At 36.0% G+C, this 23,465-nt stretch carries 23 protein-coding genes and 1 pseudogene; 10 read left to right on the top strand and 14 right to left on the bottom strand.

Annotated elements, in window-relative coordinates; translation table 11 throughout:
* Window positions 1-2 precede the first annotated feature (2 nt).
* Window positions 3-1,247: a UDP-N-acetyl-D-mannosamine dehydrogenase gene (gene wecC / locus D9R05_RS06850; RefSeq protein WP_121666466.1), complete on the bottom strand. Its 1,245-nt coding sequence runs from the start codon at window positions 1,245-1,247 to the stop codon at window positions 3-5.
* 118 nt (window positions 1,248-1,365) lie between these two features.
* Window positions 1,366-1,734 carry a response regulator gene (locus tag D9R05_RS06855; protein WP_262696566.1) on the bottom strand — a complete coding sequence of 123 codons (369 nt, stop codon included), beginning with the start codon at window positions 1,732-1,734 and terminating at the stop codon, window positions 1,366-1,368.
* A gap of 69 nt (window positions 1,735-1,803) precedes the next feature.
* Between D9R05_RS06855 and D9R05_RS06860 the strand changes: the two are divergent.
* Window positions 1,804-2,963, top strand: a pseudogene (locus D9R05_RS06860) (IS3 family transposase).
* Here the strand turns inward: D9R05_RS06860 and D9R05_RS06865 are convergent.
* The 5 genes from D9R05_RS06865 to D9R05_RS06885 form a co-directional block, all read right to left on the bottom strand.
* Window positions 2,942-3,271 (bottom strand): hypothetical protein, encoded by a 330-nt coding sequence (locus D9R05_RS06865; RefSeq protein ID WP_121666468.1) that lies wholly within the window; start codon window positions 3,269-3,271, stop codon window positions 2,942-2,944. The pseudogene D9R05_RS06860 and the gene D9R05_RS06865 sit on opposite strands and share 22 nt — an antisense overlap.
* A gap of 236 nt (window positions 3,272-3,507) precedes the next feature.
* Window positions 3,508-5,898 (bottom strand): GumC family protein, encoded by a 2,391-nt coding sequence (locus D9R05_RS06870; protein WP_121666469.1) that lies wholly within the window; start codon window positions 5,896-5,898, stop codon window positions 3,508-3,510.
* 5 nt (window positions 5,899-5,903) lie between these two features.
* A complete protein-coding gene (locus D9R05_RS06875) occupies window positions 5,904-6,665 on the bottom strand; it encodes a polysaccharide biosynthesis/export family protein (protein ID WP_121666470.1) in 762 nt (253 codons plus the stop codon).
* Between the two features lie 77 nt (window positions 6,666-6,742).
* Entirely contained in the window at window positions 6,743-7,483 is a 741-nt protein-coding gene (locus D9R05_RS06880) for a tyrosine-protein phosphatase (protein ID WP_121666471.1), read from the bottom strand.
* 45 nt (window positions 7,484-7,528) lie between these two features.
* Window positions 7,529-8,155 (bottom strand): hypothetical protein, encoded by a 627-nt coding sequence (locus tag D9R05_RS06885; RefSeq protein WP_121666472.1) that lies wholly within the window; start codon window positions 8,153-8,155, stop codon window positions 7,529-7,531.
* A gap of 339 nt (window positions 8,156-8,494) precedes the next feature.
* Between D9R05_RS06885 and D9R05_RS06890 the strand changes: the two genes are divergently transcribed.
* A complete protein-coding gene (locus D9R05_RS06890) occupies window positions 8,495-10,441 on the top strand; it encodes a UDP-N-acetylglucosamine 4,6-dehydratase family protein (protein ID WP_121666473.1) in 1,947 nt (648 codons plus the stop codon).
* A gap of 4 nt (window positions 10,442-10,445) precedes the next feature.
* On the opposite strand, the gene D9R05_RS06895 is transcribed toward D9R05_RS06890, so the two are convergent.
* From D9R05_RS06895 to D9R05_RS06905, 3 genes are all read right to left on the bottom strand, one after another.
* A complete protein-coding gene (locus tag D9R05_RS06895) occupies window positions 10,446-11,348 on the bottom strand; it encodes a TIGR01777 family oxidoreductase (protein WP_121666474.1) in 903 nt (300 codons plus the stop codon).
* An 89-nt stretch (window positions 11,349-11,437) separates the two neighbouring features.
* Entirely contained in the window at window positions 11,438-12,109 is a 672-nt protein-coding gene (mnmD, locus tag D9R05_RS06900; RefSeq protein WP_121666475.1) for a tRNA (5-methylaminomethyl-2-thiouridine)(34)-methyltransferase MnmD, read from the bottom strand.
* A gap of 37 nt (window positions 12,110-12,146) precedes the next feature.
* Window positions 12,147-12,683 carry a DUF4920 domain-containing protein gene (locus tag D9R05_RS06905; RefSeq protein ID WP_121666476.1) on the bottom strand — a complete coding sequence of 179 codons (537 nt, stop codon included), beginning with the start codon at window positions 12,681-12,683 and terminating at the stop codon, window positions 12,147-12,149.
* A 106-nt stretch (window positions 12,684-12,789) separates the two neighbouring features.
* Here D9R05_RS06905 and D9R05_RS06910 point away from each other — a divergent pair, with 106 nt between their 5' ends.
* The gene (locus D9R05_RS06910) at window positions 12,790-13,860 is read left to right on the top strand and encodes a branched-chain amino acid aminotransferase (protein WP_121666477.1); all 1,071 of its coding nucleotides are present in this window, start codon (window positions 12,790-12,792) and stop codon (window positions 13,858-13,860) included.
* 37 nt (window positions 13,861-13,897) lie between these two features.
* On the opposite strand, the gene D9R05_RS06915 is transcribed toward D9R05_RS06910, so the two are convergent.
* Window positions 13,898-14,284 (bottom strand): pyrophosphohydrolase domain-containing protein, encoded by a 387-nt coding sequence (locus tag D9R05_RS06915; protein ID WP_121666478.1) that lies wholly within the window; start codon window positions 14,282-14,284, stop codon window positions 13,898-13,900.
* Window positions 14,285-14,320: 36 nt separating this feature from the next.
* On the opposite strand from D9R05_RS06915, the gene D9R05_RS06920 reads away from it, so the two are divergent.
* The 6 genes from D9R05_RS06920 (at window position 14,321) to D9R05_RS06945 (ending at window position 18,499) form a co-directional block, all read left to right on the top strand.
* Entirely contained in the window at window positions 14,321-14,506 is a 186-nt protein-coding gene (locus D9R05_RS06920; RefSeq protein WP_121666479.1) for a hypothetical protein, read from the top strand.
* 67 nt (window positions 14,507-14,573) lie between these two features.
* Window positions 14,574-15,326, top strand: coding sequence for a cyclase family protein (locus tag D9R05_RS06925; RefSeq protein ID WP_121666480.1), 753 nt, complete (start codon window positions 14,574-14,576; stop codon window positions 15,324-15,326).
* Window positions 15,323-15,673, top strand: a complete 351-nt coding sequence (locus D9R05_RS06930; RefSeq protein WP_121666481.1) for a DUF4260 domain-containing protein — start codon at window positions 15,323-15,325, stop codon at window positions 15,671-15,673. The genes D9R05_RS06925 and D9R05_RS06930 overlap by 4 nt, the downstream gene beginning before the upstream one ends.
* 5 nt (window positions 15,674-15,678) lie before the next feature.
* On the top strand, window positions 15,679-16,320 hold the full coding sequence (locus D9R05_RS06935; RefSeq protein ID WP_121666482.1) for a DUF4230 domain-containing protein: 642 nt from the start codon (window positions 15,679-15,681) through the stop codon (window positions 16,318-16,320).
* Window position 16,321: 1 nt separating this feature from the next.
* A complete protein-coding gene (locus D9R05_RS06940) occupies window positions 16,322-16,693 on the top strand; it encodes an MmcQ/YjbR family DNA-binding protein (protein ID WP_121666483.1) in 372 nt (123 codons plus the stop codon).
* 30 nt (window positions 16,694-16,723) lie between these two features.
* On the top strand, window positions 16,724-18,499 hold the full coding sequence (locus tag D9R05_RS06945; protein WP_121666484.1) for a MutS-related protein: 1,776 nt from the start codon (window positions 16,724-16,726) through the stop codon (window positions 18,497-18,499).
* 2 nt (window positions 18,500-18,501) lie between these two features.
* Here the strand turns inward: D9R05_RS06945 and D9R05_RS06950 are convergent, their stop codons facing one another.
* The gene (locus D9R05_RS06950; RefSeq protein ID WP_121666485.1) at window positions 18,502-19,509 is read right to left on the bottom strand and encodes a GLPGLI family protein; all 1,008 of its coding nucleotides are present in this window, start codon (window positions 19,507-19,509) and stop codon (window positions 18,502-18,504) included.
* 228 nt (window positions 19,510-19,737) lie between these two features.
* Between D9R05_RS06950 and mptB the strand changes: the two genes are divergently transcribed.
* A complete protein-coding gene (gene mptB, locus D9R05_RS06955) occupies window positions 19,738-20,904 on the top strand; it encodes a polyprenol phosphomannose-dependent alpha 1,6 mannosyltransferase MptB (protein ID WP_240462963.1) in 1,167 nt (388 codons plus the stop codon).
* A 44-nt stretch (window positions 20,905-20,948) separates the two neighbouring features.
* Here the strand turns inward: mptB and D9R05_RS06960 are convergent, their stop codons facing one another.
* Together D9R05_RS06960 and D9R05_RS06965 are read right to left on the bottom strand one after the other, a co-directional pair.
* Complete coding sequence (locus tag D9R05_RS06960) at window positions 20,949-21,584, bottom strand: lipid-A-disaccharide synthase N-terminal domain-containing protein (protein WP_121666486.1); 636 nt, start codon at window positions 21,582-21,584, stop codon at window positions 20,949-20,951.
* 63 nt (window positions 21,585-21,647) lie between these two features.
* On the bottom strand, window positions 21,648-23,177 hold the full coding sequence (locus tag D9R05_RS06965) for a carbon-nitrogen hydrolase family protein (protein ID WP_121666487.1): 1,530 nt from the start codon (window positions 23,175-23,177) through the stop codon (window positions 21,648-21,650).
* Window positions 23,178-23,465 lie beyond the last annotated feature (288 nt).

The raw sequence follows: 23,465 nt of genomic DNA on the forward strand, positions 1-23,465 counted from the left end.
TACTAGTTTTTTTTATGTTGATCAATCCCACAAAAATCAAGCAATTTTTGATGCGGTTGCAGACTTAGGGATTTAAATTCATCGTGTGCCACCAAAAAAGCTATAATATCTGCTTGTTCCGCAGCATCTTTATAATGGGTTAATTTAAAGACTTGATGCTCTTCAATATTTGGCTCTACTATATAATACACCTCTTCTTTTGCATCTTGCAAGACTTTCTGTACAATATATTTTGCGGGAGATTCCCGTAAATCATCTATATTAGGTTTAAATGCCAAGCCCATTAAAGCGATTCGTGGACTTTTTCCATAGCTTAATTTAAAGTCATGCTTGGCCTTTTTAATTTGTTCGGCACACCAAAAGGATTTATAATTATTGATTTCTCGTGCTTTTCCAATCAATCGTGATTCCATCGGAAACTCCGAGGTAATAAAATAAGGGTCAACCGCAATGCAATGCCCTCCAACTCCACTTCCGGGCTGTAAGATGTTTACCCGCGGATGCTTGTTCGCTAAACGAATTAACTCCCATACATCAATATCGGCCTTATCGCAAATCAAGGATAATTCATTCGCAAACGCGATTTGAACATCACGCGAAGAATTTTCAGTCAATTTACACATTTCTGCGGTACGTGCATTGGTATCATGCAAGGCACCTTTTACAAATTGTCGATAAAAGGAGATCGCTTTTTGGGTACTTTTTTCATCAACTCCTCCTATCACACGATCATTATGCACCAATTCGTACATCACATTTCCGGGCAACACCCGTTCCGGACAATACGCCGCATGAATTTTTCCTTGAAGCTCCGGACGTTCTTGATAAATAAGCGCCATCATCTTTTCTGTGGTTCCCACGGGAGAAGTAGATTCAATAATATATAAATCATCGGCTTTTAAAAGCGGAATAATGGCTTTTGTAGCCGATTCTACATACGAAATATCCGGCTCATGATTTCCTTTAAAAGGTGTAGGAACCACCACGACATAAGTATTTGCGACTACCGGTTGAAGCGCCGCTTTTAAATAACCTTCGTTCACTGCCGTAGCCACCACTTCATCTAAAGCAGGTTCAACAATATGAATATTACCTTGATTTATGGTATTCACTACAGTTTCATTAACATCGACTCCTAAAACTGTTGTTTTATTTTGAGCGATTAATGCAGAAGTCGGTAAACCGATATAGCCTAAGCCGATACATACTACTTCCGGGTTGCGTTCTTTGATTTCTTGTGCTGCCATATTGAGCGCAAAGATAGGAAGTTTGAATTTTATACTGAGAATCTTTTCTAGAGAAAGTATTCTTTTTTATAGATCATAAAACAAAATTAAAATTTCAGACAGGGGTTCTAATCTATTCTTAAGCCTCCTTATATATTGACTTAACCTTCTCTAAGTCATCTATAGATAGGGGCTTGTGAAATAAGCCAACCACATGATTGTACTTTTTTGCCCGTTCTTCATAAGCCTTTAAGCCATAAGAAGTCACGATAACAATGGAAACTTTATCCAAATTTTCATCTTTACACGCTTCTATAAACTGCCATCCATCCATGACGGGCATATGAAGATCTAATAAAACTAGAAATGTTTCTTGCTCATGATAAACAGCCCTGATATGTTCTAAAGCCTGCCTCCCTTGATAACAAATAACAGGATGTTGATCAATGCGACAACGCTGCAACAGTTTTTTATGCATGAGTGTCACAATAGGCGAATCTTCTACTATTTGGACTTGCTACCTTTACTCGGACATAAAATTTAAGACCGTTTGTTAGAAAACAAATATCTTAGAAACATGAAAAAACGATATTACAGTCCGGAATTAAAGGAACAAGCAGTTCGGTTAAGCTACCAGCGTTCGAACATAAAGTAATTGGCAGACGAACTGGGCATAGAAGTCCAAAGGATATACAAATGGCGCAAAGCAGCCAAAATAGCTAGATTGCCTAAGCCTGAAAAACCAATACCCGATGATATCCTAGAGCTTAAAAGGTTACGCAAAGCCCTTAAAGAAAAGGAGCTTGAACTTGAGATATTAAAAAAGGCCGTGCACATCTTCTCCAAGAGCGATGGGAAGTCTATGGGTTTATAGCCAGCTACAAACATTTATACCCCATCGAGAGGATGTGCAAAGTTTTTAAAGTAAGTAGGAGCAGTTTTTACAGGTGGTACACCGGTGGCCCATCAAAACGGGCCTTGGAATATAGCCTGTTTACAGATTTAATAAAAAAGGAATTTGAACTGAGCAAACAGCGTTATGGCTCCACAAGAATAGCGGAACAACTAAAGCGCAAAGGTTACTGTATATCCAGACGCAGATTGGCTAAAATTATGAAAGCGAACAATTGGATAAGCAAACATAAAAGGAAGTTTAAGGCTACCACAGATTCCAATCACAAATACCCTGTTTTTAGAAATTTACTCAACAGAAACTTTACCCCAGACAGGTTAAATAAAGTTTGGGTTAGCGATATCACTTACATCCACACCAATCAGGGCTGGTTGTATTTGACAACTATTATTGATTTATTTGACAGGCAAGTAATCGGTTGGTCATTAAGTACAAGCCTGCACACCAAGCAAACCATTATTCCTGCATGGAAAATGGCTGTAAGTAAACGTAAGATAAACAGGGGTTTAATATTTCACTCGGATCGAGGAATACAATACGCCTCAAAGGCATTTAGAACATTTATAAAATCTAACCTTCTGGTAACACAATCCATGAGCAGGAAAGGTAATTGTTGGGATAACTCTGTAGCTGAATCCTTCTTTAAAACCTTGAAAATAGAACTTGTTTATGATGAGGATTTTAAAACTATAGAGCAGGCTAAAACCGCTATCTTTGAGTACATAGAAATATGGTACAACAGGAAACGGTTACACTCCTTTTTGGGATATAAAACCCCTTACGAAGTAGAATTAGAATTTTATCAATTTAAAAATGTAGCATAGGTCTCAGAAAAAAGTGTCCGACTTTTTGTTGCAAGTCCACCCTGCGCATCAGACAGCTCCAGTACAAAGCTATTATCGTTAGCAAAAACACCTTGCACCTGATAACTCGCTTGATACGAATTAAAATTGGATGTCGCACAAGCATAAGCTGCGTTTAATGACAAATTGGTAATGCTTTGCGCATAAACCTGCACACCCAACCCATACCAAAAAACCAAGCCCACTAAAACACTGTAGTAAGCAAATGATAGTGTTCTTCGTTCAGTTTGCTGCCTCCTGTAAAAAAAGCATCTATAAAATTCCCCCATACCGATACTTTAAACTTATGTTAACTTATTTTGGTTAAAGTTATTAAAATATCGTTAAAATGCACAATAAATTCGATTAAATGCACGTTACGCTTTCGTTATGACATATAAACAATTGACTTTAAAACACTTACATGAGTACAAACTCAACAGCAAGTCAAAAAACACCATCGCTTAGCAAACAAAAAAAGCTCCGTTTACAACGGAGCTTTTTTTGTACTGATAAAAAACTTTCTTTAAGATTTCCAGAATTTCCATCGGCTTGTCGGTTGCGCTTCCGAATAGCCGTAGCCATAGCCGTAATTATACCCATAGCCGCCTTTTTCTTCCACCCCATTCACCACCAAGGCAATATTTTTTAATTTTTGATGCTCATGCATTTCTTTTACGTGCTCCATCAATTTGACATCGGTATAATTGGCACGGGTTACATACACCGTCATATCCGCAAGTTGGGAGATCAACAAGGTATCGGTGACCAAAATAGTGGGTGCGGTATCCACAATTACATAATCATATTGTGCTTTTACCGCCGCAATTAATTCTTCAAAGCGACCGTTTAATAACAATTCTGCCGGATTAGGCGGGATATTTCCGGATAAAATCATATCCAAGCATTTTACCCCCATCACCTCTTTTAACAGCATATCATCAACTTGAATCTTCGCATCATATAAAAAAGAACTGACGCCGGGTGTATTTTTTCCTTTATTGATATAGGTATGCAACTGCGGATTTCGCAAATCACAGCCTAACAACAAGACCTTCTTATTGGTCGCGGCCAAGGTATTGGCAAGGTTTAAGGAAGTAAAGGTTTTTCCTTCCCCCTTGGTCGAAGAAGTCACATAAATGACTTGTCCTTCATCGCTTTTATGGTCCGGCGACTTAAAATAGGATAAGTTAGTTCGTAAAATACGGAAAGCTTCGGCGACAACCGAGCGATCGGAAGCTTTTAACACACTGGCATGCTGCCGCTCTATCATTGGAATCTCTGCGACCACCGGTATATTTTTCACCAAGCGCTTTACATGATCTTTATTGATGAGCTTGGTATCCAATAAAAACTTTAGGTACAACACCCCAAACGGAAGTAAGAGGCCTAAAATTAAGGCGGCCAACATAATAATCGCCTTTTTGGGGGCTACCGGTTCCGGTTGGGTATAGGCATAATCTACCATTTTTACCGTAGGTGCCGTCGTGGCATACTGCAAGGCAGCTTCTTCTCGCTTTTGTAATAAAAACAAGTAAAGCTTTTCCTTGATATCGCGCTGGCGGATAATGGTGCGAATTTCTTTTTCCTTTTTCGGCAAGGTACTCAACTGACCCGAAGAGGTATTCTCCCGCTCCTGCATATTTTTTAGGGAAATCTCCAGGCTGTTGATGTAGGCATCTACACTGTTTAAAATATTGACCTTAATCCGCTCTAATTTTTCTTCCAAATTAACCACCAGCGGATTTTGCTGCGTGGACGAAATTAAGAATTGATCCCGTTGCAAGACCGTCTCGTTATACGATTCCGTCAAGTTATTTACACTCTCATTTTCAATCCCCAAATTAGCCGGCAACAAGGTAAATTCATCCCCTTTTGTCAAGACCTCTTTAAAATCTTCTGCCACGGCCTTTTGCGTTTCCAATTCAAAGCGACGTGCTTCGGCTTCTCCTTCTTTGGTAAATAATTGGGTGGCATTCGCCTGAATGTCTACCAAATTATTTTCTTCCTTGTAATCTACAATCCCGCTTTCTACCGTATCCAGTTCTTGAAAAAGAAACTCCAAACGTTCGTCGATAAACTCTCCCGTGCGTTCGGAAATTAAGCGCTTATCGTGAATCCCATCCTGATTAAACTGGTAGGTTAAGCGATTGAGAATGGCCTCACTTTTGGCCGGCGTCTGCCCTTGCAAAGACAGGTTTAATATTTCACTCTTTTCCCCCACGGGTGATATTTGAATACTTTTGGAAAGCCCGTCGATTACCTTATTGGTTTCGGTAAAGCTAAACAAATAGGTCGCTTCTTGCAGTGCTGCTTGGTGATTTCCGCTAAAGTCTTCATTAAACTTCAGCTCAAAAGCATAGCCGGCCACCGAGACCCGTTCATTAAAACGGGCCTGTGCTTGCGCCTCGCTCTCCGTTTTAGTAACTTGAAAAGTATCGCCCGCTCCAAAACTAATTTTAAAAAGCTTTGGTTCTGCTTTATGCACCAAAGAGTCCGGCAGATGCCAAAGCACTTTAAAAGGCACCTCCTTCTTCCAAAGTTCGGCATCTTTGATATTCCCTTCTTTATAATAGCGGGTTTGCAGTGATAAATCATTCACCACCGTGCCTAAAATACGGCGGGAGTTGAGGATCTGAATTTCATTTTCCAGATTTACCTTACTCATATCAAACAGCGGACTCGCCCCTTGTAAGCCGGTTAAGTCTAAACCGCTCTCATTTTCCTTTAAGATCTTAATCTCAGTATTGGTGGTATATACTTTCGAAGCATAGCGCAAGTATAAAAAAGCGATGACCAAGGCCAAAAAGACCGTCCCTACAAACCAGGGCCAATACTTCAGGTACTTAAAAATCAACTGTTTTAAATCTTCGCCTTGCTCTTCTCCGGCTTGATAACTCTCCTGTTGCTCTACCATATTCTTTATCTAAAAATTAGGACTGCTGCGCTCAGCATGATGGATGCCAATGACAATAAGGAGCCTAAACTCCCCACAAAACCTGCGGAACGCACTTTCGGGTTGTTCGGTTCTACATAGACAATATCATTCGGCTTTAAGTAATAAAACTCGGTATTCAGCCAATCGGACTGCGTTAAATCGATTCGACGCGTTTCTTGTTTGCCTTCGGTTTGCCGAATAATCAAGACCGTCTCCCGTTTTCCGTTAATGGTGAGGTCGCCCGCCATGCCCAAAGCTTGCGGTAAAGACACCACTTCTTCGGTGGTTGTATAGGTTCCGGGAGCTTTTACCTCCCCCATGATCGTAAATTTATTATTTACCAAACGTACCCGTACTGACGGGTCTTTGATATAAGCTTCTAATTTTTGCTGCAGCAAGTCCTGTACTTCTTGGGTGTTCTTTCCCAACACCTGGACTTTCCCGAGTTGCGGATACGTAATGCTGCCGTCTTTCCCAACCAAATAGCCTTCCAGTTTTAAAATATCAATCTGTCGAGTAGTTGCCTGCGTTTGCATTTTATCGAACTTAAAGGGCAAGGTGGTTTCTTCTTCCAACGCAGAAACATCGATTTTTAAAATATCGTTGACTTGAATATCTGGGTGCTGGTATAAGGAATCTACCGCGGCTAATTGAGCCTCATCGATATCCTGAAAATAAAGCACTTCTTTTTTGGTTGCACAGCTGGCTAAACTGGCAATTAGAATGAGTAGTAATATCTTTTTCATAGGTTTGCAAATATAAACAAGTTTTTTAGGATCGCGCGGCTTTTTTATTTTTTTACCACAAGCGCTAAACCGTTGATTTACACCCCGAAAACTTCTTTATTTTCTTGAAACAAGGGGCGTAATAAACGACTGTATTTTTCTTTTAGAGTTATTTTACCTATTTTTTCTAAGTGTTTTACATGATGGGCATCGGTTCCTACAAAACGATAGCTCCCGTCTTTTAATAAGCGAAAAGCTTTTTGCTGTACGTGCGCTCCATAATGTTGACTCAAAGACAACAAATTTAATTGAAATTGACAGCCCAAGTCCAACAGGTTTTTAAAAGCACCGGGCTCCTTGATAAAGTTATAGCGTTCGGGGTGGGCCAAGACCGGCGTATAGCCCTTATGCTTTACCTGAAAAATAAGCTGTTCCAAATTCAAAGGCGCTTGTAAATAGGACATTTCCACCAAGAGGTGTTTATGATCTAAGCTGCATAAAATATCTTGCTGTACCAAGCGTTCAAATTGCTGTTCTAACATATACTCTGCTCCGGCTCCAATAAGCTGCACTTCCAATCCTTCCTGTTGTATTGCTTTTTGGACTTTCGCCAGTGCTTCCGCTATGGTCTTGGGCGTATTGGGGTAGTTTCCTTCCATGACATGCGGGCTCGCAATGACCTGCCGTATTCCCAAGTGCTGATAGGCTTTGAGCATGGCGATACTTTCTTCTAGGCTCTTCGCCCCATCATCGATGCCCGGCAACAGGTGATTATGCATATCAACCATTCCCGGCAGGAGTTCACTTAATTCGCTTTTGGACGAAAATAAAAAATTCATGCACTGTTTTTTTTTACAAAACTAGGCTAAAAAGTTGATATTCCCTTAATACCAATCGGCATGATGGTACTCTTTACCCAAATAGATTTGAATCCCGATACTCGCACTGAGCATCCCACCGGTTTCGCCGGATTCTCCGGCTTGCAAAGAAAGGCCGTTATATCCGTAATGTTGCTTAAAATTGGTCGTAAAGCTAAGGTCCCCGACCAAACTAAACCGATTGCTTAATTTTATTTGTGGCGTTAAACCGACAAGAAAGTTACCGATATGCTCTACAGAACCTCCTTGAAGCGGTGTTGCCGTACCGGCTCCTATTCCGCTATGCACCAATAAGCCGATGCTTTTACGCCATTGATGCGGAAAGCCTACTACATTTCCTAAATTGACGACCGCTTCCAGCCCCAAGCGATGCATACTCAGCCCCGCCGTTTGATCCCCAAAACGATCATACCCGTAGCCTCCGCGTAATCCGAAATTTCGATTCAACATATAACGCGCACCCAAACCTACTTGCGGCAAGCCTACAAACTCACTTTTATCGACCGTTGCCGGACGCAAGGGCAAGGTTCCCCCTAGATTCACTTCTACTGAAAATTGATTGTATTTTTTTTCTTGTGCCGTAAGCGTCTGTACCAACACCACACAAAGGAAAAAGGATAAAATACATCCCAACCTGCTTTTTTTCGATAAAGAGCAATAATTCAAGATAAAAGGTTTTAAAGTTCGTGACCAAAGATAGGATATTCCCTTTAGCTGTTAAAATAATTATAAAAAAAGGAAGCCCTATCCATGGAAACTTGTATTCATTTTCCGCTATAGAACAACTATAGCCTCCAAATCCCCTTTGCTTTCAAAGATTTAGTCCTGCATATAAGAACATATCCCCCAAAACTTAAAAAAACGCAAAAGCGAGGAATTTTTAAAGTATGGGAATTATTATTTTAAAAAAACTAGTATCTTTGCGGTGTACCCCCGTATATAATAAATTACCTGAATTCTTATAGAACGCGTATGTCATTTAAGAAAAAGAAGCTTGGTAGTTTGCTGATTAACCTTGCCAAACCACTTGTTAAAAACTATGTTCCCAGGAAATATATTTTCCTGATCGATTTGGTGCTTAGTTTTCTCGCCGCCCAATGCGCCTTTTTTTTAATCTCCAGTACCGAAGGGAATTACCAACTCCTTGATCTTTCCAGCGGAATGTGGCTGATGGTTTTGGTACAGGCCTGCTGCTTTTTACTCTTTAAATCCTATTCCGGCTTGGTCCGCTACTCCAGTTTCCGCGATGCAATTAAACAACTTCGGGTGACTATGGTTTCCGTCTTCAGTTTACTGCTTATTAACCGGATCTACTTCTGGATTAGCGGCGAAAAATTGATTGCAGAAGCCGGGATTGTCATTTTTGGCTTTATTGCCTTTTCGTTTTTATTCTTCTTTCGGGTAGTCATTAAGAAGACCTATCAGGTGATGAACCGAAAAGAGCAACGGCAAACCGCCTATATTCTGGGGATAGAACGGGAGGATATTGCTATGGCAGAAGGGATCATTTCAGAGAACGCAAGTAATTATAAGGTGATCGGTTTTATTTGTAATGATGCAAAAAGTCACCAAACCCGTATTTTTAATTTACCTATTTATAATACCCAACAACTCCAAAAAAGTTCCACCATCGGAGATGCGGTTATTGTCAGTGATAGCAGACTGCAGTATTTACGCGAGCATCGACCTCAACTCCTCAGTAAACTCTTAGATCTGCAACTAAAGATTTACAAACTCCCTAATTTAGAAGACTGGGAAGGACAAAACAGTGCCGCGAATTTACAAGCCATTAAAATTGAAGACCTTTTACAGCGTTCCCCCATTCAATTGGATCGCAATAAATTACACGATCGCTACCATAACAAAACCATATTGGTTACCGGGGCTGCCGGATCAATCGGAAGTGAAATTGTTCGACAATTAATTCCTTTTACCCCCAAGTCTATTTTATTGTTAGATCAAGCAGAAACCCCTTTGCACGAATTGGTGGTAGAACTTGACAAAGAGCACCCTCAACTTCGCTATGAAAAGATCATTTGTAATGTTCGGAGTAAGAAACGCCTGCGACAAGTTTTTAATCATTTTCAACCGCAAGTCGTATTTCACGGTGCAGCCTATAAGCATGTGCCGATGATGGAATCGAATCCCTTGGAAGCCTTAAGTGTTAATTTTCAAGGTACGCGAAATGTAGCCGATTTAGCCTTGGAGTTTAGCATTGAACGTTTTGTGTTTGTCTCTACCGATAAGGCGGTTAATCCCACGAATATTATGGGAGCTTCTAAACGCTCTGCCGAACTGTATATACAGTCGCTGGTGCACAGCAAACAACATCAAACCAGTTTTATCACCACCCGTTTTGGAAATGTATTGGGTTCGAACGGTTCGGTGATCCCGCATTTTAAAAAGCAAATTGCCCAAGGCGGTCCTTTAACAGTGACTCACCCCGAAATTACACGTTATTTTATGACCATTGACGAAGCTTGTCAACTGGTATTGGAAGCCGGCGCGATGGGGAATGGCGGTGAAATCTACGTGTTCGATATGGGCTCCCCGATAAAAATTATTGATTTAGCGAAACACATGATCCGTTTAAGCGGGCTGGTTCCTAATAAAGACATCGCCATCGAGTTTAGCGGATTACGCCCGGGAGAAAAACTATATGAAGAGCTACTCGCTGATAAGGAATCGACTCTACCGACCCACCACGAAAAAATTATGATTGCCCAAGCCACCCATAATTTTAATACCACACAAATCGTGTTACTGTCAAATTTACTAAAGAGCGTTAAAACTTACGAAGCCAAAGACGCGGTATTGAGCTTAAAAAAGCTGGTCCCCGAGTTTCAACCGGCTGACTTAGCCACTCAACTCGCCAATAGCAATACCCCTTCCGATAAAAAAACGAAGCGTGTTTCTTAAGCTGTTATAGTAAGTTCTCTAGTGCCAAATTCACATGAGTAAATCGGAACATAAAGCCAGTGGTTTCTATTTTTTTATTACTTACCAATTGGCTATCAAGTACAATTTTAGACATTTTACCTAACAATATTTTTAAAATAAAACTTGGTACATTTGGTAAAAATAAGGGTCTCTCTAATTTTTCTGCAATTATTTTTGTCATTTTTTCATTTGACACCGGATTAGCCGCCACTGCATTGTAGGTTCCTTCTAAATCGTTTTGCAATGTGTGAAGAAATATCCCCGCTAAATCTTCTATATGAATCCAAGACTGCCATTGCTTACCACTTCCCAATGGGGAGCCAATGTAATTTTTTATCGGTTTGGTTAATTTAGGGAGTGCTCCTCCTTTTTCTGAAAGTACTATACCAATTCGGATTTTGGTAACATCGATTCCTAAATCTGAAAATTTATTAGCTTGTTTTTCCCATTTGGATACAACTTCTCCTAAAAAATTATCTGCTATTTCTTGACTATCCTCATCATATAATTTTTGTAGTGAACTCGGGTAGACCCCAATTGCACTTGCAGAAATTAATTGTGTAATCTGGTGATCTTTTTTTTCAAGTAGATTGAATAAAGTTTGAAGTGAATCAATCCTGCTATTCAAAATTTTTCTTTTGTTTTTTTGAGTCCAACGCTGAGCTATACTTGCCCCGGCTAAATTAATTATCTTATCAACTCCGCTTAAGCAAGTTTCATCAATTTCACCATTATTCGGATTCCAATAAAAACCCTTATGTTTTTTATCGGTTGTAATTTTTGATTTATTTCTTGTTAGGTAATGAACTTCTACTCCTTCCTCTTCGCATTGTTTTACAATTTCTGAACCAACCAACCCAGTAGCACCGGTAATTAAAACCTTCATCTTTTTTTATTTAAATTAAGCATTAAAAAGAATAGGCTAATAAGGTTTAATACAGGTTTAACAAGCTTTTCAGAAGAAATGTTAACAGATTACTTTTGAGCTCTCAACATTTCACGTTTTCCTGGCGGACCGGGTAGTTTTTCAACTAGAAAACCAACTGTTTTCATTGCTCTTTTTACACTTCCTTTTGCAGAATATGTCACTAAAATACCATTCGGTTTTAAGGCTTCATACATTTTTCGGAAAATCTCTACCGTCCATAAATCTGGTTGAACGCGTGCGCCAAAAGCATCAAAATAAATTAGGTTAAATGAGTTCTTTTTTTGGATATCTTCAAAAAAAGCACATTCTTTTTTTAAGGTAAAGTTACTTGAGATTTCTATAATATTTTCCCAAGAAACTGTGTGTATTTTTTGAAAAAGTCCTTGTGAAGAAGCTTCAGAAAACTGAGAAGTATAATTCAGTTTTTGTAACTCCTCTAACGAAACAGGATAAGCTTCTATGCCAGTATATTGAATTGCTAAACTCTTTTTTTCGGCTTCTAAAGCAGTAATTAACGCATTTAAACCCGTACCAAAACCGATTTCTAAAATCGATACAGAACGGGTTTTGTATTGTTCAATAAAATAGTGTAATCCGGTTTTTATAAAAACGTGTTGAGCTTCTTGAATAGCACCATGTTTTGAATGATATTGCTCATCCCACTCCGGAATATGAATTGTTGAAGAACCATCTGCTGTTGTAATAATTTCGCGTTTCATGGCATCAGGTTAGAGTTTTAATTCTTCAACAAGAAAATTATTTCTCTTCAGGCGTTTCCATTAATACTCCTTCAGCCATAAATGCATATTCTATTTTTGGCTCTGTAATTGCCGCAATTTCTTCTTCACTTTTTCCGGCATCTTTTGCAAAATGTTTCAACTCGTCAACTGGAGTTTCACTTAAATATGCTTTTCCTTTTACGATAGCTTCTCTATTTTCTGAATCTAAAGGCATAAAAAAGCTGTAATCTTTAAACTTTACAAAAGAACGGATTGAATCATCTAATTTTAGCGTCATCCAGCATCCTTTTTTCTTACAAACTTTATCTACTTCAGATTTAAACTTAACCGAGATTGTATCGCCAAGTTTCATATTCTCGAATTCTGCTTTCATCTCTGATGCAGATAACATATTTTTTTTATCGATTTTTTCACCTAGACTTTCAAATCCTTCAACTTGATTCATAGCTACTTCTGGGCTATTTTCTTCATCGGGGGTACTTTTCTCGGTTTTTTCGTTATTTTTACAAGCACATAATGCTAGTACTGAAAGTATGATTAGTATTTTTTTCATCTTATTTTAATCTTAAATTTGGACGTAATATTACAAAATTAAAAAATACATTAATCATTCAACTATAATTATTTTAATACTTTTGTAAAAATTTAAATAATCACGAATGAATCCTGAAAATACAAGCTTAGAGATTACTAAAGCAACTTCATCGGCTATTGGCGAAGTTGATTTTGATAATTTGACTTTTGGAAAATATTATGCTGACCATATGATGGTTTGCGATTACAAAGACGGAAAATGGCAAACTCCTAAAATAATGCCTTATGGTCCTATGGAAATGCAACCTTCAGCAAAAGTTTTTCATTACGGACAAGCTGTTTTTGAAGGAATGAAAGCTTTTAAAGACGATGACGGGAAAGTTTGGTTATTTAGACCTGAGCAAAACTTTGAACGTATTAATAAATCTTCAAAAAGAATGGCTATTCCAGAATTTCCGAAGGAATATTTTTTTGAGGCACTTAAAACACTTTTAAAATTTGACAGTAAATGGATTAAAAGTGGCGACGGAAATTCACTTTACATTAGACCTTTTGTGATTGCTACAGAAGCAGGAGTTTCTGCCTCTCCTTCTAATGCTTACCGATTTATGATTATTTGTTGTCCTGCAAAAGCCTATTATTCTTCTCCGGTAAAAGTTACCATTGCGCAAGAATATAGCCGTTCTGCAGATGGCGGTGTGGGTTATGCAAAAGCGGCAGGAAATTATGGAGCACAATTTTACCCAACAAATTTAGCTAAAGAAAAAGGATACCAACAGGTAATTTGGACCGATGCCAACTCTCACGAATATTTAGAGGAAGCGGGAACTATGAATGTATTCTTCAGAATTAATGATAAATTAATTACTGCTCCTATTAGCGATAGAATTCTTGACGGAATTACAAGAAAAAGCATTATTGCACTTGCAGAAAAAGAAGGTGTAGAAGTTGAAGTAAGACGTATAAAAGTAGCTGAAATTTTAGAAGCTGCAAAAAATAACGAACTTAAAGAAATGTTTGGGGCAGGAACTGCTGCTACAGTTGCTCAAATATCTGGATTTGAATTTGACGGCACGTACCACGAATTACCTCAAGTAGAAAATCCTTACAGCGTACATTTTAAGAAAGCCTTGCAAGATATACAGTACAATAGAGCCGAAGATCCTTTTGGCTGGCGATATGCTGTTGATATATAAATTTAAAAAAGCGGGTTAAAAAATTAACCCGCTTTTTTTATGTCTTTAAAATTTTATTGATATCTGGTTTAAAATAATTGGGCCCTTTTAAAACTTTGCCGTCTTCTCGGTAAATTGGCTTACCGTCTGCTCCTAGTTTACTCATATTACTTTCTTGTATTTCTTCAAAAACTTCTTTAATTTTATGTTGCATACCGTGTTCTATAATTGTTCCGCAAAGAATGTAAAGCATATCACCAAGAGCATCGGCAACTTCAACTAAATCATTATTATTAGCAGCTTCTAAATATTCTTCGTTCTCCTCTTTCATTAAATTAAAACGCAATAGGTTTTTTGCTTCTCCTAAATCTGCTTCAGGTGCCTCTTTTATTCCTAAACCAAATGCATCATGAAATTGTTTTACGGCTTCAATTCTTTTCTTCATAATAAATAGATTAATTTTGCTTAAAAATAATCAAAAATGTTTACTGACGGACAACTTATATTTGCCGGTTTTTTTGTGGTGGTTTTTATTGCTATTATGATTTTTAGTTACCGAAAAGACCTTAAACTACATAAAAAATATTACCGCGGAAGTCTATTTATTCTTATTGGCTTCATAATTTTTATTGCCTTATTATTTGTTTTAAAAACCTATTTGCATTAAAAAAAACCGTGTCATTTTTTATATAAATTATTTATCTTACCGAAAACTTTAAAATTTAAACTTTTTTATGAAAACTACCATTCAATTGGAACAAGAAGAACTTCTTGTCGATCTTTCTAAACCAATAGACATTTCAATTACGCTTCGCGGAAACGAAAACAATCCAATTGCATGGTACGTAGATCAACCCAAAATAGAACCGGTAATAGAGGGAAAATGGATTGCAAAAGTTTCTGAAGGTTCTTCGGTAAATTTCAATAATATTGCTTTCAATCCACATGCGCACACCACACACACAGAAAGTTACGGTCATATTTCTGAAGAGTTTTACAGCATCAATAAAGCTTTAAAGCAATTTTTCTTCGCCGCAAAAGTGGTTTCATTAGTACCGGAAACCTTAGGAGAAGATTTTGTGTTTTCAAAAAAACAATTAGAAAAATCACTTCAAAAAAATGAAGTTGAGGCGCTTATAATTAGAACCTTACCTAATACTAAAAAGAAGAAAAAAAGAAAATATAGCCACACCAATTGGCCATATTTATTAGAGGAAACTGCAACTTATATTCGTGAATGTGGCATAAAACACCTTTTAATAGATTTACCTTCGGTAGACAAGGAAAAAGATGATGGAGAATTATTGGCGCATCGTGCTTTTTGGAATTATCCAGAAAACCCACGAAAGGATGCCACTATTACAGAACTAATTTATGTACCCAATAAAGTAAAAGACGGAAAGTATTTACTTAATTTACAAATAGCTTCCTTTAAAAATGATGCAGCTCCAAGCAAGCCGGTACTATACAAAATAATTGATTCATGAAAAAAGCAATAAAACTGGAAGAATTAGGCATGTTTGTGCTCGGTATTTTCCTATTTTCATTACTAGATATTTCTTGGTGGTGGTTTTTGGCTTTATTTTTTTCGCCAGATATAGGGATGTTAGGTTATTTAATCAATAACAAAATTGGCGCTATCACCTATAATATTTTTCACCATAAATTTTTAGGCCTAATTTTTTATCTTGTAGGAGTTTCTTTTACTTCAGAAATTTTGCAATTTATAGGCATTATAATTTTTTCACACGCAAGTTTCGACAGGATTTTTGGGTACGGATTAAAATACAACAAGGGCTTTAAATTTACTCATCTTGGCGAAATAGGAAATTAACAATTATGGAATTACTTTTTTTAGGCTTATTTTTTGGTGCACTTTTAGCTTATTTTATTTTCTATCGACTGTCTAGGAATCGAAAAAAAGAAAAAGAGCAAAACCAATCTGTGGTTTTAATGGAAAAAATTAGAGCCGTTTGTAAATTCATAACTGTTGAAGGTGACTTTTCTGAAATTTATCATTATCAAAATGTAAAAGATAAATGGATCAATCTTTTTCTCGGCAGTAAAAAAGCACTTATTTTAATTGAAGCAAAAGCTCACGTCGGATTTGATTTAACCAAACTACAAATGAATGCCGATGTTGACCAAAAAACCATTTTCCTTAGCAATTTTCCGCAGCCTGAATTATTAACTATCGAAACAGATTTTAAATATTACGATAAAAAAGAAGGTTGGGCAAACCCGTTTACCACATCAGATTTAACCGATATTAATCGTGAAGCAAAGCAATATATTGTAGAAAAAATTCCGAATAGTGGCTTACTGAATGAAGCTTCTAATCAGGCTTTAGAAACCGTTCTACTCATAGAAAAATTAGTAGAAACCATCAATTGGAAATTAGATTATTCAGCATTAGAAATCAATACTAATCAGCAAAAAATTTCTGATGAAAATGTAAAGCAACAACTCAAAAATTCTTAAAATGAATATTGAAGAATTACGCGATTTTTGCCTTCAGAAAAAAGGAATAACCGAAGAATTCCCATTCAACGAAACTACTTTAGTTTTTAAAGTTATGGGAAAAATGTTTTTGCTCGTTGCATTAGATAGATGGGAAACCGGTCAACAGGAAATCAATATGAAATGCGATCCTGAAAAAGCCATCCAACTACGCGAAGAATTTCCCGATGATATTTATGTAGGTCCCTATATGAATAAAAAACATTGGAATACCGTAAAAGTAAATACTGTTTTACCTGATAAAAAAATAAAACATTTCATCAATCACAGTTACGAATTAGTGGTCGCAAAATTGACTAAAAAGCAAAAAGAGGAATTGAAAAATCTCGATTAAAAATTATTTATTTTTCCGGAAACAATTTATATGACTTCACCCCAACAAACCTACCAACAAAAACTTACTAAATTTCAACAGCAATTTTCGCAGGTAAAGAAAAAATTGTTTGCTTCTAGCATGTTGCGTTTAGCTTTATTTCTGCTTTTGGCGTTTTTAGTGTATTTCTTTTTTTTGAATACAAAATTAGTAGTTGGTGTTATTTTAGGCGGAATTGCACTTTTTATTTTTCTGGTTTCCAGACATAGTAAACTTCAACTGGAAAAGAAAAAAATTGAAGCACTTTTAAAAATTAACAAAACCGAATTAGCGGTTTTAGATCGTAATTTTCATCAGTTAGATAATGGCGAAGAATTTAAAAATCCGCAACACGAATTTAGTCAAGATATCGATCTATTTGGCGAACGTTCCTTTTTTCAATACCTCAACAGAACTGCTTTAAAAAGCGGAAAACAAAAACTCGCCAATCTTCTTACGGAAAATAGCATCCAGAAAATTGAAGCTAAACAAAAAGCAGTCAAAGAATTAGCGCAAAAAATTGATTTCCGTCAAGAATTTTCGGCAATTGCCAGCATCGTAAAAACCGAAACTTCTTCAAACGTTATCATTGACTGGCTTGCGAGTTACAAAAAATTTGTGCCTAACATTTTTCGTTGGCTTCCCACTGTTTTTTCTATAATTTCTATCGCGCTTATCGCGGCTTATTTTTTAGTCGATATTTCTGGATATTTTGTGATGGGCTGGTTTTTTCTTGGTTTGGCCATAAGTGGTTCAAAAGTTAAAAAAGTGAATCAACTTTCTATCCACGTAAGTCAGATTCAGGAAACTTTTCAGCAATATCATCAATTGCTAAATTTACTGGAAAAAGAAAAATTTGAAACGGAATTACTGCAACATCAGCAAGAAAGAATTTTAAAAGAAGGCGAAAAAGCTTCTCAATTACTACAAAAATTCGCCAAAATAATTGATGCGCTCGACCAGCGAAATAATATGATTTTCGGAATTTTTGGCAACGGATTTTTACTCTGGGATTTGCAACAAAGCTATAAATTGGAACAATGGATTGCGCAACACAAAACTAAAGTTGAAAATTGGTTTGCGGTGATTGAATTTATAGATGCCTATAATTCGTTGGGGAATTTCTCATTCAATCATCAACACTACAGTTTCCCGGAAATCACTTCCAATAAACATGTAATTAAAGCTGAAGACGCCGTTCATCCGCTTATTAATCCGAAAGACGCAGTACGCAATTCGTTCACTATAAATAATGAAGAATTTTTTATCATTACCGGTGCAAATATGGCGGGAAAAAGTACGTTTTTAAGAACCGTTTCGCTTCAAATCGTGATGAGCAATGTCGGACTTCCGGTTTGTGCAAAAGCTGCTGAATATTCGCCTATAAAGTTAATTACCAGTATGCGAACGGTAGATTCGCTAGCCGATGAAGCTTCGTATTTTTATTCTGAATTAAGCCGCTTAAAATTTATTGTTGAAAAAATTAAAACCGATCGCTATTTTATCATATTAGATGAAATTTTAAAGGGAACCAACAGTACCGATAAAGCCATTGGTTCTCGTAAATTTATTGAAAAGTTAGTCCGCTCACATTCTACCGGAATTATCGCCACACACGATTTAAGTTTATGCGAAGTTGCCAAAGATTTCCCAGAAGTAAAAAACCATTATTTTGATGCTGAAATAATTAACGACGAGCTTCATTTTGACTATAAATTTAAAGACGGAATTTGCCAAAATATGAACGCTTCTTTCTTACTCCGAAAGATGGAAATTGTGGATGATTAAAGTTATTTATCACGATTATCTAATTCAATATCTTCTATAGATTTCTTAACAAATTCTTGTTTTTTAAATTCATCTGAAACAGGCGTATCACCAGGAAAAGACTCCCATTCGAATTGGATTTCAGGAGAAAAATTTCTGCGTTTTTCTATATCTTCTTTAGAAAGAATTTCATCTTCAAGCATATAAATTTTACCTTTAGTATTAAATTTTTTAGAAATATCCCACATCTTTTTTCCCACAGCTAAAGAAGGCTGGTCTTGATAATAAACATGTTCTTTTATTGTTCTGGTAATTTTTGCTTTGGGTTTTTCTATATCCTGTTTAAAATTATTCTTCTCGCAAGGATAGCATATTTTTTGAGCAATTATTCCTTTATTTAATTTAGGATCGTAGCTTTCTAAAATTACGCCAGGCAAACCGAATAATTTCCAAGGACCGTAAGAATATGGAATTTCTTTAGTGAACCAAATGATATACTTTCTTCCTCGAAAATAAGCTACAGCTTTTTGAACTTTGTAGCCTAAAATCTCTTTATGTTCTTCATAAATTGTCCAGTAAATTTTTATCCAATTATCTTTTACGACATATGCATCGGTAATGGCTTTTGGCATTTTAAAATAAACTTCTTTCGTATTAAAATTTCTATAGAACAACCTTCCATCTTTATCTGTAGCATTTGCAGAAAAACCAGAACTTATCTGAGCTCCTTTTTGCATGGTCATTGTTTTTTCCGAAATATTTTCGGGTAATTTTAAACCTAAATTATAGAGACTTTCATAACTATTAAAATATAAATGATAAGGACTTTTAGATATTTCTGAAGTTTTCCTTTTTTCCTTTTTATATTTACTAACGGATACTTTATTAAATTTAGAAGAGGTATTGGTTTCTACAAGATAAATCGACCCGTATTTTTTATATTCTATAATTCCGCTGACGGTATCTTGTTGAGCGTTGCAAAATATCACGAAAAAAAGTCCGAAGAAAAGGAGTATTTTTGAATGACTCATAATACAAAAAACAATTAACAACGTTTAAATATAATTAATTTGAATTTAAAGCACAATAAGAACTCTTTTCTATTTAATTTCATTTTAATATTTATAACGATATTATTTTATAGCTTGTTCGCTTATGATCTAGAGCGAAGCAATTTTTTAAAACTCCTTTTTCTTTATTCCGGATTGTTTTTAGGAAGCTTTTTATTGATTGAAAAAAACAAAAACCGTTTTTGGTTCTTGGCAGGTTTCGCACTAATTTTTCGGTTGGTTTTTATTGGAAGTTTACCTAATTTATCACAAGATTTTTACCGCTTTATTTGGGATGGAAGATTAATAGCCGAAGGAATAAATCCGTTTTTATCGACCCCAAAAAAATTATTGGAAGAAAATTTTTCAGCCATTGCTCAAACACGAATTTTGATAGATGGAATGGGATCGCTAAATGCGAGCAATTATTCCAATTATCCGCCCGTTAGTCAATTTGTATATGGAATTGCGGGATTTTTTGCTAAAAAATCTATTCTTGGAAGTGTCGTTATTATGAGACTAATTTTAATAGCAGCAGATTTCGGAACACTTTACTTCGGAAAAAAGCTGCTTAAAAAATTACAACTTCCCTCCCATCGTATTTTTTGGTTTATTCTGAATCCATTTGTCATTTTAGAATTCACCGGAAACTTACATTTTGAAGGACTCATGGTTTTCTTTTTACTTTCAGGTATTTATTTTTTAGTACAAAAAAAATGGATGTTTTCGGCTATCTTGATTGGTTTCTCTATTTCGGTTAAACTGTTACCGCTTTTAATATTACCGCTTTTTTTCAATTATTTTAGAAAGAAATTTAAATTGGGATTTGTAAAGTTACTCGGTTTTTACATGTTAATTTTCACCACCGTATTTTTGACGTTTATTCCTTTTTTATCTGAAAATCTTATCCAAAATTATAGTGATTCTGTGGGGTTATGGTTTTCGAAATTTGAATTTAATGCGAGTGTGTATTACATCATTCGGTGGATTGGCTTTCAAACTGTAGGATGGAATATTATTGGAACTGTTGGAAAAATTTTACCGATCATAATTTTCCTGGGAATTTTAGGACTTACTTTTTTTAGAAAAAACTACCCTGAAAAAAAACTGTTGCAAAATATGCTTTTTGCGTTTTGTCTATATTTTTTACTTTCAACAACTGTTCATCCGTGGTATTTAGCAACCCCACTACTATTATCTATTTTTACTAAGTTCAGATTTCTATTGCTTTGGTCATTTCTAATTGTATTGAGCTATTCAGCTTATAATACTCAGGAATTTCAAGAAAACATGTACCTATTAGCATTAGAATATCTTCTTGTTGTAGGATTTTTTACTTATGAATTATACTATAAAAGACGAAAAATGATTAGTTAGATTATTTTATGGAATAGTCTCAAATACATATATTCAACTTAAAATTACTGTTCTTTCTCTTTAATTCCTATATAAATATTTCGGATATAAATAACAGAACCGCCGGCGTGCGAGGCAAACAACACAGGGTCTTCTCTGGTAATAGCGTAATAAATTAAAATAACAGATCCCGCTAAACTGATATTCCAAAAAGTGACCGGTAATTTTGATTGATGTTTGCGTTCTGAATAAATCCACTGATAAATAAATCGACCTGTATACAAAATCTGACCAAACACACCAATCAACATTAGCCAAGTAGCAATACCCTCTTCTCCCTGCTGAGAAAATAAAAGGTTAAAATCTTGAGGTGACCAAAATATAGCATACAAGGCGGCAAAAACAGGAAAACCTATGACTATAGCCTTCAGTAAAACATGGGTAGATTTCCATTTATTTTGTAATTGAAGATTTCTTATAAACACATAATAAATAATGGCTTGCCCTAACATGATTGAAAAATCTTTACGCAAATAGCCATAAATAAAAAAGATAATCGCAGCAATTAAACTCAATCGCCAAAAAATAACCGGTGTTTTTAATTGATGTGCCTTTTCTGATTTAAACCACTGAATAATAATACGTGAAGCAAAAATTATTTGTGCTGTAAACCCAATGGCATAAATCATCCAATCGCTCATGAAACCTTATTTTTAGCGCAAGAAAAGAAATCTTTTACTGATTCTACTCTTTTTTTGAAAAGCTTATGATTTATGTACTTTTTTTAAACTATATACATCTTCGCGACGATCTTTTAAGTTTCTTACACTACCAAATGAATGTAACTCGCGAAGCAAATCGATATCAACATCAGTTACTAAAATCATTTCTGTATTTGGTGTAGCTTCAGCTTTTATTCCGTTAGAAGGAAAGGCAAAATCACAAGGCGTAAAAACCGCAGATTGCGCGTATTGAATATCCATATTATGAACTTTAGGAATATTACCAACACTTCCGGCAATAGCAACATAACATTCATTTTCTACTGCTCTGGCTTGCGCACATAAACGAACACGAGAATAGCCATTTTGGGTATCCGTTAGAAAGGGAACAAATAAAATATCCATTCCCTCGTCGGCTAATAATCTTGAAAGTTCCGGGAATTCTACATCATAGCAAATGAGAATTCCTATTTTCCCACAATCAGTATCAAAAGTTTTTATTTCGTGACCGGTCTGCATTCCCCAAACTCTAGCTTCATCAGGCGTTACGTGAACTTTTTCATAACGCTCTAAGCTTCCATCACGTTTGCAGAGATAACCTACATTATACAGTTTCCCATCAATCATCTCGGGCATACTTCCGGAAATAATATTGATGTTATACGAAATGGAAAGCTCTTTTAGACGTTCAATAACAGGTGCTGTAAATTTAGCTAATTCACGAATCGCATCCGGTTCTGACAAATGATTAAATTCTGCCATCAAGGGAGCGTTAAAAAACTCCGGAAAAAGTGCAAAATCTGAACGATAACCCGCAACAGTATCTACAAAATATTCGGCTTGTTGCATGAGATCTTCCATTCCCTTATAGGTACGCATTTGCCATTGAATTAAACCAAGGCGAACTACACTTTTATTTGCTGAAGGTTTTTTGGTGGGCTTGGTATAATATACATTGTCCCATTCCATTAAAACGGCATATTCTCTTGAGGCCTCATCACCTTCTAAATAACCACTCAAAATTCTTACCGGATGAAAATCGTTAGACAACTGAAAATTCAATACCGGATCGTGAATTTCTTTCGTTTTTACTTTATAGATGTATTGTTTTGGAGTTAATTCTTTTGAGAATTTGTGGTAATTAGGGATTCTTCCTCCAAAAACAATTCCCTTTAAGTTTAAGTTTTCACAAACCTCCTTTCGGTAATCATATAATCGTCTTCCTAAACGCAACCCGCGATAGTCCGGTTTTATAAACACATCAATTCCGTAGAGTGTATCACCATTTTCATTATGGACTTTAAAATTCTCATCACCTACAATATCTTGGTACGTATGATTATCGTCAATCTCATCAAAATCAACAATCATAGAAAGCGCACAACCGGCAATATCGCCATTTACTTTAATTACAATTTGTCCTTCCGGAAAAAGTGAAATTAATTTATCAATCTCATCTAATTTCCAATAAGAATTTGGTAATCCTCCATAGGCAGAAACCGTGGCTTCTTTCAATTCTTCAAAATCTTCTATTGTAAGATATTTGAGTTCAATATTTTCAATTTTATCCATAGCTGTTTTTTAGTCCTAAGTTAGCAAATAATAAGTCTGTTTTGTTATAAATTTTAGTTGGGCAAATTGCGCTGAAAAAGCGCAACCGGGCTATCCGCTAAATCTTTTTTTGTCTAACGCCCAAAAAAGTATACCGCTGCTATCCCTTATGCAGAAAGAAAAAACAAAAAAAGTATTTATTTGAAAAAGCAGGCTGTCTAAAAGTTAATTTTCCTTAACTAGAACTCGATTCAGCTTCTCATAATGCTTAATGAAGCAATTAGATGAGATTCTGAAATAAATTCAGAA

The sequence above is a fragment of the Mesonia aquimarina genome, assembly GCF_003667275.1.
Classification (GTDB): domain Bacteria; phylum Bacteroidota; class Bacteroidia; order Flavobacteriales; family Flavobacteriaceae; genus Mesonia; species Mesonia aquimarina.